This is a genomic window from Rhodococcoides kyotonense (genome assembly GCF_001645385.1).
GTDB lineage: Bacteria > Actinomycetota > Actinomycetes > Mycobacteriales > Mycobacteriaceae > Rhodococcoides > Rhodococcoides kyotonensis_B.
In genome coordinates this window covers 24,726-41,118 of record NZ_LVHI01000012.1, presented here as the reverse complement: position 1 = coordinate 41,118, position 16,393 = coordinate 24,726, and the positions used below count along the sequence as shown (strand labels likewise).

Annotated in this window: 2 protein-coding genes and 3 pseudogenes; all 5 read left to right on the top strand. The window is 65.9% G+C overall.

Going from position 1 to position 16,393, the window contains the following annotated elements:
• Window positions 1-242: 242 nt before the first annotated feature.
• On the top strand, window positions 243-2,810 hold the full coding sequence (locus A3K89_RS08255) for a condensation domain-containing protein (RefSeq protein WP_068424085.1): 2,568 nt from the start codon (window positions 243-245) through the stop codon (window positions 2,808-2,810).
• Entirely contained in the window at window positions 2,741-5,191 is a 2,451-nt protein-coding gene (locus A3K89_RS08250) for a non-ribosomal peptide synthetase (protein WP_157105274.1), read from the top strand. The genes A3K89_RS08255 and A3K89_RS08250 overlap by 70 nt, the downstream gene beginning before the upstream one ends.
• Window positions 5,191-5,907: pseudogene (locus A3K89_RS26830) on the top strand (condensation domain-containing protein); the annotation flags it as partial. The gene A3K89_RS08250 and the pseudogene A3K89_RS26830, both read left to right, overlap by 1 nt.
• Window positions 5,908-5,961: 54 nt before the next feature.
• Window positions 5,962-13,794, top strand: a pseudogene (locus tag A3K89_RS26295) (amino acid adenylation domain-containing protein); the annotation flags it as partial.
• Between the two features lie 240 nt (window positions 13,795-14,034).
• A pseudogene (locus tag A3K89_RS26825) lies at window positions 14,035-16,362 on the top strand (amino acid adenylation domain-containing protein); the annotation flags it as partial.
• Window positions 16,363-16,393: the final 31 nt, after the last annotated feature.

Below are 16,393 nucleotides of genomic sequence, written 5' to 3'. Positions count from 1 at the left end.
TACGGTCATGCGACCATTGCCGTACCGAATTGCGGCGTCGCCCGGTCGGTGCGGGCCAATCCACGCCTTTGCGCGCAACGAACCACACTAAAGGCCACGTCGGGCGGACAGCCACCGCGCGACACCGGCCTCCCGGGGTGGATCTTTCAGCGCCCGTCGTCGCACGTTCGAGAACGGATCTTGCATTGACCGACCCTGCCCCGACTCTCCCTTCCTCGACCTCGCTCCAGAAAGGCGAATGAATGCGGGCCGCAGTTTCAGGCGAATCTCACAGCTCTCCACTGCACGAACAGGGTGACGCAGGTTCCGGTTTCCCGTTGTCGTCGGCGCAGCGAGGAATGTGGTTCGCGCAGCAGCTGGCTCCGTCCGTTCCGGTCTGCATCGCGCAGTACGTGGATCTGCGGGGAGATCTGGACGTGGACGTCCTGCGCCGGGCGTCGCGGGTGGCTGGGCACGAGTTCCAATCGGGATTTCTACAGTTGGTCGAGGTGGACGGCGAACCGATCCAGATCGTCGACCATTCCATCGACGACACGATTGCACTCGTCGACTTCCGGGGCGAAACGGACCCGATGGCGTCGGCGCGTCGCTGGATCGACGAAAACTACACCACACCAGTCGATCTGACACGTGACCGACTGGTTGCCATGTCGTTGCTGCAGGTCGAAGACGATCGATACCTGTGGTACAGCAAGATTCACCATGTCGCGCTCGACGGCTACGGCGCCATGACGATGGTCAACCGAACCGCCGAGCTCTACACCGCCGAGGTCGAAAGCCGCGAGCCTGCACCGGCCAAAGCGGCCGATCTCCGCACGTTGTACGAGGTGGATCAGGCATACCGCTCGTCGGCACGCTTCGAAACGGATCGGCAGTACTGGGCCGATCACGTCCGCGACGTACACGACGGTGCGACGCTGGCCAACAACCCCGGCGCGACGGTTGCGGCCAGCAAGCTCGAGAGCGCGTCGCTGCCCGACGACGTGGTCGCAGCATTGGAGAACTCCGACGCGTCCAAGGGTGCCACGGCTGCGGCGGTCGTCATCGCGGCCTTCGCGTGTTATCTCTCCCGCATGACCGGGCGGGAGAACGTTCTCGTCAACATGCCTGTGTCCGCGAGAACGACTGCGACACTGCGCCGTTCGGGCGGAATGCTCGTGAACGTCGCGCCCATTGCGGTGACCGTGCCGACGCACGGGACAGTCGGCGATCTCGTCGCCCAGGTGCAGCTCGAACTGATGGGTGCGCTCCGCCACCAGCGGTTCAGCATCGAGGACATCCGCCGTGACCTGAAGAGCAACGGTATCGACAAGGCGCTGGTTGCCCCGATGGTCAACGTGATGCTGTTCCATCAGCAGATCCATCTCGGTTCGATCGTCGGCGAATTCAACATCGTCACGTCCGGCCCGGTCGACGACCTCCTGGTCAACATCTACCAGAGTGGCGATCCCGCAAAGACATTCGTCGATTTCCGCGGTAACCCGAACCGTTACGTCGACGAAGACCTTGCGCAACACCACCGTTCGTTCGTCGAGGTCGTCTCCGCCTTCGTGGCCGCGAGCCCTCACGACGCCATCGACGACGTACATCCCGAGAGTGCAGCGATCGGAGCACGCCGGCGTGTCGAGCGGCAGGAGTTGCTGTACTGGCACTCCGAGCTCGCCGACCGGCCCGAGCCTGCGGGGCTTCCACTGTCCCGACCGCGTACCGCGGACGCTACGCGGGAACCACGAACACTGAGCGTGCAGCTCGGGGCCGAGTCTCACCGAGCGCTGCTGGCCTCGGCAGCACGACAGGGTTCGAGTGTCCTGGTGTCCTTGCACACCGCGGTCGCCACCGTGCTCGCACGCGTCTCCGGCGAGAACGACGTCTCGATCGGCGCGCGAACCCCGTACACAGCAGGGAACACCGTGGTTCTGCGGAGTTCCGTCGACCCGAGCGAGTCGTTCTCGTCTCTGTCTCAGCGGCTGCGCGGCATCGATTCTGCGGCGCTCGCTCACAGCCACGTGACCTTCGCCGACGTCGCCCGCGAGGTCGCCACCGACGACGCCGCACTGTTCCGCATCGTCCTCGCGCACTCCTGCACTGCTCGGCTGACCGACTTCGACGGCGTCGATCTCGTGGTCGAAACCACCGAGAACGTCGATGCACTCGGAGCGCCGGCAGGCATCTCCGTCGACGTGCAGTACGACGCGGCTGTTCTGGACGAGGAGGTCGTCCGCGGCCACGCCGAACGGCTTCTCCGCATCCTGAATGTGGCCGCCGAGAACAGCGACGCCGTCGTCGGCGACATCGACGTGCTGTCGGAGTCCGAGCGCGCGGCGTTGGTGCCGGTGCGTGGTGGATCGTCGGTCGGCGAGCGATTGTTGCCGGAGATTCTGTGCGGTGCGGTCGATGGCGCGGGCGTCGACGCGGCGGCGCTCGTGTCGAGTGACAGGACGATGTCGTACGGCGAGTTGGATGCGGCGTCGACGCGGTTGGCGCGTCTGTTGATCTCGCGTGGTGTGGGTCCTGGTTCGTTCGTGGCGTTGGCGTTGTCGCGGTCGGTCGAGTCGGTCGTGTCGGTGTGGGCGGTGGCGAAGGCCGGTGCTGCGTTCCTGCCGGTGGATCCGTCGTATCCGGTGGACCGGATCGCGCACATGCTCACCGATTTCGGCATCACCATCGACGCTCACTGCACTACCCTGACCGAGGTCGGTCCGTCCGTGAGTTGGANGCGGGCGTCGACGCGGCGGCGCTCGTGTCGAGTGACAGGACGATGTCGTACGGCGAGTTGGATGCGGCGTCGACGCGGTTGGCGCGTCTGTTGATCTCGCGTGGTGTGGGTCCTGGTTCGTTCGTGGCGTTGGCGTTGTCGCGGTCGGTCGAGTCGGTCGTGTCGGTGTGGGCGGTGGCGAAGGCCGGTGCTGCGTTCCTGCCGGTGGATCCGTCGTATCCGGTGGACCGGATCGCGCACATGCTCACCGATTCGGGTGCGGCGTTCGGCATCACCATCGACGCTCACCGCACTACCCTGACCGAGGTCGGTCCGTCCGTGAGTTGGACGATTCTCGACGATGAGCAGGTCGTATCCGCGCTCGCCACCCATTCCGACAGCCCGATCACCGACGCGGAACGGGTACATCCGCTCACGCTTCACGACGCCGCCTACCTGATCTACACGTCCGGTTCGACGGGCGTGCCGAAGGGCGTCGTCGTGACGCACCGCGGCCTCTCCGACATGGCCGAACTCGAGCGCGTCCGATTCGAGGTGTCGCCGCGTTCTCGGACGCTCGCGTTCGCTTCGACGAGTTTCGACGCCTCGGTTCTGGAACTTCTTCTCGCCTTCTCCGGTGCCGCGACGATGGTGATCGCGCCGACGGATGTGTACGGCGGCCCCGAGTTGGCGTCATTGCTGCTCGAACAGCATGTGACGCACGCGTTCATCACGCCTGCGGCGTTGGCGTCGGTGGATCCGACGGGCCTGGACGAGCTGAGAGTTGTCGCGACCGGTGGTGAAGCGTGCGGTCCCGAACTGGTCGAGCGGTGGGCGCCGGGCCGACAGATGTTCAACGCCTACGGCCCGACCGAAGCGACCGTGTTCTCGTCGGTGAGTTCCGCGCTCGAACCGGGGAAGCAGGTCGACATCGGCTCGCCGATCACGGGCTCGGTACAGCTGGTTCTGGACGAGCGTCTGCAGCCCGTTCCGGTGGGTGTCGCGGGTGAGCTCTATCTGAGCGGGCCTGCTCTGGCGCGTGGCTATCATGCGCGGGCCGGATTGACGTCGGAGCGGTTCGTCGCTGCGCCGTTCGGTGTGGGCGGCGAGCGGATGTACCGCACCGGAGACGTGGTGCGGTGGAACGCCTCCGGTGCACTCGAGTACGTCGGGCGCTCCGACTTCCAGGTCAAGGTGCGCGGATTCCGCATCGAGCTGGGCGAGATCGATGCGGTCATCGCGTCGGCCGCCGACGTGGAATTCGTTGCGACGCTCGGTGTTTCGGGACCTGCAGGGTCGACGGCGTTGGCGTCCTACCTCGTTCCGATCCCGGGCTCGACGATCGACGTCGAAAGCCTACGCGCACAGATGGTCTCGGCATTGCCGTCGCACATGGTGCCGTCGGCCTTCGTGCTGCTCGATTCCATTCCACTCACGCCGGCAGGCAAGCTCGATCGCCGTGCACTCCCGGAACCGGAGTTCGGACGAACCACCGAGTTCCGCGCCCCGGTGACCGACACGCAACGACGCATCGCCGACGTGTTCGCCGAACTCCTGGACGGCAGGCGCGTCGGAATCGACGACAGCTTCTTCGACCTGGGCGGTAACTCGCTGGTTGCCACCCGCGTCGTCGCCAGGTTGAACGCCGAACTGGGCACTGGACTGCGCGTTCTCGACCTGTTCGAAGCTCCGACCATCGAGGCCCTGTCCGCCCGCGCGGAGACCTCGGTCGGCCACGATGCACGCCCCGCGTTGGTGCGGATGGACCGCCCGGATCGAGTTCCGTTGTCGCAGGCGCAGCAGCGGATGTGGTTCATCAACCAGTTCGACACGTCGTCACCCGCCTACAACATTCCGCTCGCGGTCCGCATGAAGGGCGCGGTCGACGTGTCCGCGTTGGAAACGGCCGTCGCCGACGTGGTCGCTCGACACGAGTCGCTGAGAACCGTGTTCCCGGTGGCCGACGAGATCCCGCATCAGAACGTTCTTCCCGTCGACTCGCCCGAAGTCGTCGCCGCGGCAGGGTCGTTGTCCGTGACCGACGTGGACGTTGCACAGGCGGCCGATCGCATCGCGTCCGATGCGGGTCTGGGTTTCGATGTGACGACGGATGTTCCGTTCCGTGCTCGGCTGTATCGGGTTGCGGTCGATGAGTTCGTGTTGGCGATCGTGGTGCATCACATTGCTGCCGACGGTGCGTCGATGGCGCCGTTGGCTGCTGATGTGATGGTGGCGTATTCGGCTCGGGTGAACGGTGAGTCGCCGTATTGGGAGCCGTTGCCGGTGCAGTATGCCGATTACACGTTGTGGCAGCGTGCGTTGCTCGGTGACGAGGACGATCCGGCGTCGGTGATGTCGTCGCAGTTGGCGTTCTGGTCGCGTGAGCTGGCCGATCTTCCGGATCTGCGTATTGGGAGCCGTTGCCGGTGCAGTATGCCGATTACACGTTGTGGCAGCGTGCGTTGCTCGGTGACGAGGACGATCCGGCGTCGGTGATGTCGTCGCAGTTGGCGTTCTGGTCGCGTGAGCTGGCCGATCTTCCGGATCTGCTGCCGCTGCCGATCGACCGCCCGCGCCCGCCTCAGCAATCGGTACTCGGTGCCACCACCGAGTTCGAAATTCCGAGCGATCTCCGACATGCGTTGGCGCAGTTGGCATCGGAGCATGACGCCACCCTGTTCATGGTCGTTCATTCGGCTCTCGCGCTGCTGCTGTCGCGGCTCAGTGGTACCGACGACATCGCCATCGGCACTCCGATCGCCGGTCGCGGCGAAGCAGGCCTCGACAAGCTCGTCGGCATGTTCGTCGGCACCCTCGTGCTGCGCACGGAGGTCTCACCGCACGTGAGCTTCACCGACCTGCTCGCACGCACGCGTGCCGCCGATCTCGCCGCGTTCGACAACACCGACGTACCGTTCGAGAAGCTCGTAGACACAGTGGCGACCACACGGTCGACCGACCATTCGCCGCTGTTCCAGGTACTGCTCGAGTTCCAGAACAACGAACGCGCGCACCTCGAACTGCCGGGCTTGGCAGTGTCCTTCGAGGAGATCCCGACGGGGACGACGAAGTTCGACCTGCAGTTGCGCGTCGACGAAGCGCCGACCGAAACCGGTGCTTCGCGCGCGAACTTCACGTACTCGACGGAACTGTTCGACGCGTCCACCGTCGACAGCTTCGTCGACAGGTTCCTGCGCCTTCTCCGATCGATCTGCGAGGCGCCGACGGCGTCGCTGCACGAACTCGAGATGCTGTCGGCAGCCGAACGCACCACCGTGCTCGAGACCTGGAACGCCACCGATCATCCACTGCCCGCCGCCGTCGGTGACGATCCGACGCTCGTGAGCCTCTTCGATCTGCAGGTCGCCCGAAGCCCGTACTCGATCGCCCTGGTGTTCGACGACGAGCACGTCACGTACCGCGAATTCGACGATCGCTCGAATCAGCTTGCGCGCCACCTCGTGTCGTTGGGCGTCGGCCCCGAGACGCACGTCGGTCTCGCTGTTCGCCGCTCGACCGATCTGCTCGTCGGAATGTATGCCATCCTCAAAGCCGGTGGTGCCTACGTACCGATCGACCCAGACCATCCGGTCGATCGTTCCGCGTACGTCATCGACAGCGCGGATCCGATCTGCATCGTCACGACCAGCCGTGACTGGATCAACGTTCCCGTCGAGACCCCCGTTCTCGCGCTGGACCTGATCGATGTCTCCGATCGCGACACAGCTGCACTGACGAATCGAGACCGCACCGCCGACCTCACCGGCGCCAACACCGCGTACGTCATCTACACGTCGGGGTCGACGGGCCGCCCGAAGGGCGTCGCCGTCACGCACGACGCGATTGCCAACCGTTTGCTGTGGATGCAGAACGAGTATCACCTCGAGCCGTCGGACAACGTGCTGCAGAAGACGCCTGCGACGTTCGACGTGTCGGTGTGGGAATTCTTCTGGCCGCTCCAGGTCGGCGCCAAGCTGGTCATCGCCGAGCCCGACGGTCACCGCGATCCGGGTTACCTGTCGCGGACGATCTCTCGCGAGCGCATCACGACCGTGCACTTCGTACCGTCGATGCTGTCGGTCTTCACCGAGGGGGCAGACGCCGACGACTGTGCATCGTTGCGCTTGGTCTTCTGCAGTGGCGAAGCATTGCCGCCCGCGACGGTGGCAGCGTTCTCGCAGTTCGCGAGCGCCGAGCTCCACAACCTCTACGGCCCGACCGAGGCAGCCGTCGACGTCACTCACTATCATTGCGCCGCAGACGATCTCACGGTCGTTCCGATCGGTTCACCGGTGTGGAACACGCAGGTGTACGTGCTCGACGGTTCGCTGAAGCCCGCACCGGTCGGATCGCCGGGTGAGTTGTATCTCGCCGGTGTCCAGCTCGCGCGTGGCTACGTCGGACGCGGCGACCTCACCGCGGACCGGTTCGTCGCCGATCCGTTCGGCAGCAGCGGATCTCGACTCTATCGAACCGGCGACCTCGTGCGGTGGCGTGCGGACGGCAATCTCGAGTACATCGGGCGCACCGATTTCCAGGTGAAGCTACGCGGGCTCCGCATCGAACTGCCCGAGATCGAGGCCGCTCTGCTGCGGCACGATACCGTGGCGCAGGCCGTCGCTCTGGTGCACAGCGATGCGGTGACGGGGGAGCACCTGCTCGCCTACGTCGTTCCGACCCGCGACACCGAGTTCGACGCCTCCGCGGTCACGGCAGCAGTCGCGACGTCGCTTCCGGCGTACATGGTCCCGTCGATCGTCGTCGAACTCGACGCATTCCCGCTCAATGCGAGCGGCAAGCTCGATCGTAAGTTGCTGCCGGAGCCCGAGTTCGGGACTCTCGACACCGACGTCGTCTCACCCGAGAATCCGATCGAGGAAATCATCGCGGCCGAGGTCGCCGACCTGCTCGGCGTGCCGATGGTGGGTGTGACGCACAACTTCTTCGAGGCCGGTGGCAACTCACTGGTCGCGATGAGGCTCGTCGCCCGAATCAATGCGTCGCTCGGATCGAATCTGACGGTGCGCGATCTGTTCGATGCGCCGACAGTGCGTGGTCTCGCTGCCGTCGTCGAGTCGCAGGAACATCGGACCGAAGCCCGTCCGGCGCTGGTACCGATGGAACGAGGCGATACGGTTCCGCTTTCCCTTGCACAGCAACGTATGTGGTTCATCAACCAGTACGACACGTCCTCGTCCGCGTACAACGTCGCCTTCGCGATGCGGATGACGGGAGCGCTGGACGTCGACGCGGTGCGCGCGGCCGTTGCCGACGTCGTCGAGCGGCACGAATCGCTGCGTACGGTGTTCCCGCTGACCGACGACGGACCGGTTCAGTCGATTCTCGAAGCCCACCAGGTGCTTTCGGACCTCGAGCCGGTGGACGCCGAGTCCGAGGACGACGCGCTGCGCATCGTCGCCGAGGTCACGAGCGAGGGCTTCGACGTCGCGGCGGCCGTTCCGGTGCGCGCACAGTTGCTGCGCCTCGGTCCCGACGAACACGTGTTGGCCTTCGTCGTCCACCATATTTCGTCCGACGGATTTTCCACCGCGCCGCTCGCGCGCGACCTCATCGTCGCGTACAGCGCCCGGGTACACGGCCATGCGCCGAACATCGAACCGCTCCCGGTCCAGTACGCCGACTACGCACTGTGGCAGCGCGCCTTCCTGGGGTCCGAAGAGGACCCGGAGTCGTTGATGTCGACTCAGTTGGCGTTCTGGGTGGACACGTTGTCCGGGGCGCCCGAGGTGCTCGAACTGCCGCTGGATCGTCCGCGGCCGAGTGACCCGTCGTTCCGTGGCGCGAAGCTCGGGTTCGATCTCGATGCCGAACTGCACGGTCGGATGGCGTCGCTCGCGTCGTCGCGTGACTCCAGCGTGTTCATGATCGTGCATGCGGCACTGGGCATTCTGTTGTCCGCGCTGTCGGGATCCGAGGACATCTCGGTCGGAACACCGATCTCCGGTCGCGGTGACGCGGCGCTCGACGACGTCGTCGGTATGTTCGTCAACACGCTGGTGTTGCGCACCCGGATCGAGTCGTCCACCTCGTTCCAGGACCTGCTCGACGCCGTGCGCAGCACGGACCTCGAGGCGTTCACGCACGCCGACGTGCCGTTCGAGCGCGTCGTGGACCGCCTCGATCCGGTGCGTACGCCCGCGTACACGCCGCTGTTCCAGGTGATGCTCGAGTTCCAGCACACCGCACGCCCCAACATCACACTGCCGAATCTCGATGTCGAAGCCATGGATCTCGTCGACGACATCGCGAACTTCGATCTGCAGCTGACCATTTCGGAGGCGTTCGACGTCTCGGGCCAGCCGGCGGGAATCACGGCGTCGTTCCGTTATGCGACGGACCTGTTCGACGAGGCTTCGGTCGCCGAGTTCGCGACCCGGTACGAGTCGGTGCTTCGCGCTGTCACCGCCGACCCCGCCGTGGCCGTGGGCGACATCGACATGCTGACCGTCGCCGAGCGCACCGCGCTGGCTCCCGTACGCGGTGCGGCGGCGTTGCCCGAGCGATTGCTCCCCGACATCCTGACCGACGCCGTCTCTGCGGCCGGGACGGACACTGCAGCAATCGAATTCGAGGACGTCGTCGTGTCCTACGGCGAACTCGACGCTCGCTCCTCACAACTGGCCCGCCTTCTGATCGATCGCGGCGTCGGTCCGGACACGTTCGTCGCACTCGCGCTGCCGCGCTCGGTCGACACCATCGTCGCGATGTGGGCGACGGCGAAAGCAGGTGCCGCGTTCCTGCCCGTCGACCCGACGTATCCGACGGACCGTATCCGTCACATGCTCGTCGACTCCGCGGCGCCCATCGGACTCACGACACCCGAACATGCCGACGCGCTCGGTGAACTGACGTCGGCCGACGACACGCACCGCACCACGTGGCTCGTCCTCGGCGACGACGAGTCGACCGCCGACGTCTCGGCCCGGTCGACGGCGCCCGTCGTCGACGCGGACCGCACGAGACCACTCCGACTCGACGACGCCGCGTACCTCATCTACACCTCGGGATCGACCGGCGTGCCCAAGGGCGTCGTCGTCACTCACCGTGGACTCGCCAACCTCGCGGCAGAGGAGAACCGGCGATTCCGCGTCGTTCCCGGTTCTCGGACGCTCGCGTTCGCATCGCCGAGTTTCGACGCGTCGATTCTCGAATTCATGCTGGCCTTCGGTAGCGCCGCAACGATGGTCGTCGCACCGCCGAGTCTCTACGGTGGACCCGAACTGTCACGGTTGTTGGACGACAAGAGGGTCACACACGCGTTCGTCACGCCTGCCGCCCTCGCGTCGGTCGATCCGACCGGCCTCCGGCATCTCGACGTCATCGCCACGGGCGGCGACGCGTGCTCACCGGAACTGGTGGAGCGGTGGGCGCCCGGCCGGTCGATGTTCAACGCGTACGGGCCGACCGAGGGCACGATCTTCTCGTCGATCTCCGACGAGCTGCATCCCGGTATGCCCGTCGACATCGGCGCTCCGACCATCGGATTCGCCGAGGTGGTGCTCGATCGGCGGATGAATCCGGTTCCGGTCGGGGTGCCCGGCGAGCTGTACCTCGCCGGGCCTGCGCTGGCACGCGGCTATCACGGCCGACAGGTGTTGACGAGCGAGCGGTTCGTCGCGAATCCGTTCGCGACCGACGGCTCTCGGATGTACCGGACGGGCGACGTCGTGCGGTGGACGCGATCCGGCGCGCTCGAGTTCGTCGGTCGCAGCGACTCCCAGGTCAAGGTGCGCGGATTCCGCATCGAACTCGGTGAGATCGACAGCGTGCTGGCTACGCATCCGACGGTCGATTTCGTGACGACGGTCGGAGCGACGGGCCCGGCGGGCAACACCATTCTGGTGGCGTACGTCCTGCCTACTGACGGTGCATCGGTCGACACCCGCGTTCTGCGCGATCACGTCGCCGAATCACTTCCGAGCCACATGATTCCGGCCGCATTCGTCGAACTCGAGTCGATTCCGCTGACGCCCGCGGGCAAGTTGGATCGGCGGGCACTGCCCGCGCCGACGTTCGACACGCGTTCCGAATCCTCACGTGAGGCGAGCACTCCCGTCGAGAAGCATCTCGCCGAACTGTTCGCAGAGGTGCTGCGTCTCGATCATGTGGGCATCGACGAGTCGTTCTTCGCGCTCGGCGGCGACAGCATCATGTCGATCCAGCTCGTGTCGCGTGCGAAAGCTGCGGGCATCGTCCTGTCTCCGCGAGACGTGTTCGAGCGCAAGACCGTTGCAGCGCTCGCCGAAGTCGCCCTGTCCGGTGCGGACGAGGCCGTCGCGGTCCTCGAGGAGCTCCCCGGCGGAGGCGTCGGCGACGTACCGCTCACACCGATCGTCTCCTGGATGATCGAACGCACACCGGTTTTCGACCGACACACCCAGACTGCGTTGCTGACGCTGCCTCGAGGAATCGATCGCGTCACGCTCGAAGGAACGATCCAGGCGATCGTCGACCACCACGACATGCTGCGCGGCCGCCTCCGTGAGATCGACGGTGCGTGGACCATGGACGTGCAGCCGGTGGGATCGGTGACCGCCGCGGACATTCTGCACCATGCGGACGTGGAATCGACAACGCCTGCAGCCGAACTGGATCGGGCGGCACACCTGCTCGATCCGGCCGCCGGTTCGATGATTCGTTTCGTCTGGTTGGATTCCGCCGAACCCCGGCTGCTGATCGTCGCGCATCACCTCGTCGTCGACGGTGTGTCGTGGCGAATCCTGGTGCCCGACATGGGGACTGCGTGGTCGCAGATCGTTGCGGGCGAGACGCCGACGCTTCTTCCGGTGGGAACGTCGATGCGCCGGTGGGCGCACGGTCTCGTCGAGGTCAGCGTCGATCGTCGATGCGAGCTCGACCTGTGGCAGCACACGCTGTCGGGCCAGGATCCGCTCGTCGGATCGCGTCCGTTGGACTCCACGGTCGACGTCCACGACACGGTCGACAAGGTCGAAGTCGAACTTCCGACCGACGTCACCGACGACCTGCTGACGACCATCCCCGAAGCGTTCCACGGCAGCGTCAACGACGGGCTGATGGCGGCGCTCGCGCTCGCGGTGGCCGCATGGCGTCGAGATCGCGGCATCGAGACACCCGATTCGCTGATCAGCCTCGAGGGCCACGGCCGTGAGGATCAGGTCGTGCCCGGTGCGGACCTGGCCAGGACCGTCGGCTGGTTCACCACGATCTTCCCGGTCCGAATCGCGATGACGGACATCGACATCGACGACGCGTTGGACGGAGGCGCGGATGCGGGCCGACTGATCAAGGCCGTCAAGGAGAGGCTGCTCGCCGTACCCGATCACGGAATCGGATACGGCATGCTTCGCTACCTCGACGAGGAGTCCGCCGCGGCCCTGTCCAGTTACGCGGCGCCGCAGATCAGCTTCAACTATCTCGGCCGCTACAGCTCGGCGGTCCCAGAAAACCTGCGCGACGTCGGTTGGTTGCCGGTGGACAGCGACGAGATCGGCGACGTCCAGAATCCCGAATTGCCCGTCGCCGCGGCCCTGGACATCAACGCGGTCACGACGACGACCCACGACGGCGAGGCACGCCTGAAGGCAACGTTCGCCTTCCCGACCGGGGTGTTGGAACGCGACGACGTCGACAGCCTCGGTGCGCTGTGGGTGCGTGCGCTGACGGCGTTCGCGCACCACGCGCGTCGTACGGGTTCCGGCGGATTCACGCCGTCCGATCTCGACCTCGTCCAGCTCGACCAGGCTGCCATCGACGACGTGGAGGCGCGCTATCCGGGAGCGGTCGACATCTGGTCGATGTCCCCGCTGCAGGCAGGTCTGCTGTTCCACGCCGAACTGTCCGACCAGTCCGTGGATGCCTACCTGGTGCAGTTGATCATGACGCTGACGGGGTCGGTCGACGAGGCACGCTTCCGTGCGGCGACACGGAAGCTTCTCGATCGGCACGCGAACCTGCGTACTGCGTTCGTGCACAACATCGAGGGCGATTCGGTGCAGGTCGTCTCCGGACGCGTCGACGTGCCGTGGACGTCGATCGATCTGACCTCGTTGCCCGACGACGAACGCGACGCCGAACTCGATCGCCTTCTGGCGGCCGATCGCGGACGGCGTTTCAACATGGCCGAAGCACCGCTCCTGCGGTTCATGCTCATCGCGGTCACCGAGACGGAGTGGCGTCTGGTTCTCACCAACCACCACATTCTGATCGACGGCTGGTCGACGCCGCTGCTGGTGCGAGAACTGTTGACGCTGTACGCAACCGACGGCGACGACTCCGTGCTTCCGAGGGTGCCCGCGTACCGCGAGTATCTGACGTGGATGAGTCGCCGGAACACCGAGGCCGCCCGTGACGCATGGCGTTCCGCGTTGGCAGGGCTGTCCGAGCCGACGCTGCTCACCCCCGTCGAGAGCCGCAGGCAGGAATCGACTCTCGCCGCGCGCAAGCTGACCTCCCTGACGACGGAGGACACCGAACGACTCAGGACGTTCGCGCGAGTCCACGGTGTCACCCTGAACACCCTGGTCCAGGCGGCATGGGGAACCGTCCTCGCGTCGCTGACGGGGCGCGACGACGTCCTCTTCGGCGCGACGGTCTCGGGCCGGCCACCGGAAATCAACGACATCGAGTCCATGGTCGGTCTCTTCATCAACACGCTGCCGGTCCGCGTCACGATCGATCCGCGAGAAAGCCTTGGAGACTTCATCTCTCGGCTGCAGAACGAACAGGCGAGCCTGCTCGATCACCACTATCTCGGCCTGACCGAGATTCAGCGCATCGTCGGACCCGTCGTCGCATTCGATTCGCTGACGGTGTTCGAGTCCTACCCGATGGACCGCGCAGGCCTGACGACCGAGACCGACATCGTCGGGATGCGCGTCGCGAACATCGTCGACGGCAGCGATACCGCGCAGTATCCGATGACGCTCGTGGCCATGGTGGACGATCGCCTGCACATCGAGGCGAAGTATCTGCCGGAACTGTTCGCATCGTCGGCAGTCGACGCCATCGTCGGTCGCATCGGACGCGTGATGCATGCATTCGCCACGACACCCGACCTGCTGATGGGCAAGCTCGATCTGCTGTCGGAGTCCGAGCGTGCGGCGTTGGTGCCGGTGCGTGGTGGATCGTCGGTCGGCGAGCGATTGTTGCCGGAGATTCTGTGCGGTGCGGTCGATGGCGCGGGCGTCGACGCGGCGGCGCTCGTGTCGAGTGACAGGACGATGTCGTACGGCGAGTTGGATGCGGCNGCGGCGTTGGTGCCGGTGCGTGGTGGATCGTCGGTCGGCGAGCGATTGTTGCCGGAGATTCTGTGCGGTGCGGTCGATGGCGCGGGCGTCGACGCGGCGGCGCTCGTGTCGAGTGACAGGACGATGTCGTACGGCGAGTTGGATGCGGCGTCGACGCGGTTGGCGCGTCTGTTGATTTCGCGTGGTGTGGGTCCTGGTTCGTTCGTGGCGTTGGCGTTGTCGCGGTCGGTCGAGTCGGTCGTGTCGGTGTGGGCGGTGGCGAAGGCCGGTGCTGCGTTCCTGCCGGTGGATCCGTCGTATCCGGTGGACCGGATCGCGCACATGCTCACCGANGGTGTGGGTCCTGGTTCGTTCGTGGCGTTGGCGTTGTCGCGGTCGGTCGAGTCGGTCGTGTCGGTGTGGGCGGTGGCGAAGGCCGGTGCTGCGTTCCTGCCGGTGGATCCGTCGTATCCGGTGGACCGGATCGCGCACATGCTCACCGACTCCGGTGTCGGCGTGGGCGTTACCGTGTCGGCACATCGCTCCGTGTTGGGCGACGCCGCGACGACAGTCGACTGGGTATTCCTCGACGACAACGAGATCGGGGCGACGCTCGCAGCGTTGCCCGACACCCCGGTCACCGACGCCGACAGGACCTGCCGACTCCGGCCGTCCCACGCTGCGTATCTCATCTACACGTCCGGTTCGACGGGTGTGCCGAAGGGCGTCGTCGTGACGCACACGGGCCTGAAGAACTTCGCCGAGGAGGAGCGCAGGCGCTTCGAGGTCACGGCCGATTCTCGGGTGCTGGCGTTCGCGTCCCCGAGCTTCGACGCCAGTGTGCTCGAGCTGCTGTTCGCCTACGGCAGCGGAGCGACGCTGGTCGTCGCGCCGACCGACGTGTACGGCGGCGCGGAACTGGCGTCGTTCGTGGCGGAACACCGTGTGACGCATGCGTTCATCACGCCTGCCGCGTTGGCGTCGGTGGATCCGACGGGCCTGGACGAGCTGAGAGTCGTCGCGACCGGCGGTGAAGCGTGCGGTCCCGAACTGGTCGAGCGGTGGGCGCCGGGCCGAAAGATGTTCAACGCCTACGGACCTACCGAGGCGACGGTCGTCGCTGTTCTCAGCAACGAGATGCACCCCGGTGTCCCGGTGGAGATCGGAAGCCCCGTCCTCGGGTCCGCGGTCGTCGTCCTCGATGCGCGACTGCAGCCGGTTCCGGTCGGAGTCGCGGGTGAGTTGTACCTTGCCGGACCAGGATTGGCTCGCGGGTACCACGATCGCGCCGTACTCACATCCGAACGATTCGTCGCGGCACCGTTCGGTGTACCGGGCGAACGGATGTACCGCACCGGAGACGTGGTGCGGTGGAACGATTCCGGCGCGCTCGAATACGTCGGCCGCTCCGACTTCCAGGTCAAGATTCGCGGATTCCGCATCGAGCTGGGCGAGATCGATGCGGTCATCGCCACGGTTCCCGGTGTGGAATTCGTTGCCACACTCGGCGTTCCGGGGCCTGCCGGTTCGACCGTGCTCGTGTCGTACCTGATGCCGGTGCCGGGTGCCGTGATCGACGTCGACGACGTGCGTGTGAAGGCCGCCTCGGCGTTGCCGTCGCACATGGTTCCGTCGGCGTTCGTGCTGCTCGACGCCATTCCACTGACCCCTGCCGGCAAGCTCGATCGCCGGGCGCTGCCCACACCGGATCTGCGCAGCGGGGGAGAGCGTCGCGAACCTGTCTCCGACGCCGAGATCACCGTCGCTCAGGTGTTCGGCGAGGTGCTGGGTATCGACGACGTCGGACTCGACGACAACTTCTTCGACCTCGGCGGCGATTCGCTGAGTGCGACGCGTGTGACGGCGCGAGTCAACAGTGCGCTCGGCACGAACGTCAGCGTGCGCGCGCTGTTCGAGGCCCCGACCGTCGAGATGTTGGCGGCACGGACGGGCCGACTCGCCGCGGTCGACTCGAGGCCGGCGCTGGTTCCGATGACCCGTCCGGATCGAATTCCGTTGTCGCAGGCGCAGCAGCGGATGTGGTTCATCAACCAGTTCGACACGTCGTCGCCTGCGTACAACATTCCGCTTGCGGTGCGACTGACAGGCGTCGTGGATGTCGACGCCTTGAACGCGGCCATCGCCGATGTCCTCGTGCGTCACGAGTCGTTGCGCACGACGTTCCCGTCGGACGGCGAGGCTCCGCGTCAATCGATCCACGACGCGCGGTCGACGCTCGTGTCGCTCGTGCCCGTGGACGTGGAGGCGTCGACGTTGTTCGAGCGCATCGCGTCCGATGCGGGTCTCGGTTTCGATGTGACGGTGGATGTTCCGTTCCGCGCTCGGTTGTATCGGGTTGCGGTCGATGAGTTCGTGTTGGCGATCGTGGTGCATCACATTGCTGCCGACGGTGCGTCGATGGCGCCGTTGGCTGCTGATGTGATGGTGGCGTATTCGGCTCGGGTGAACG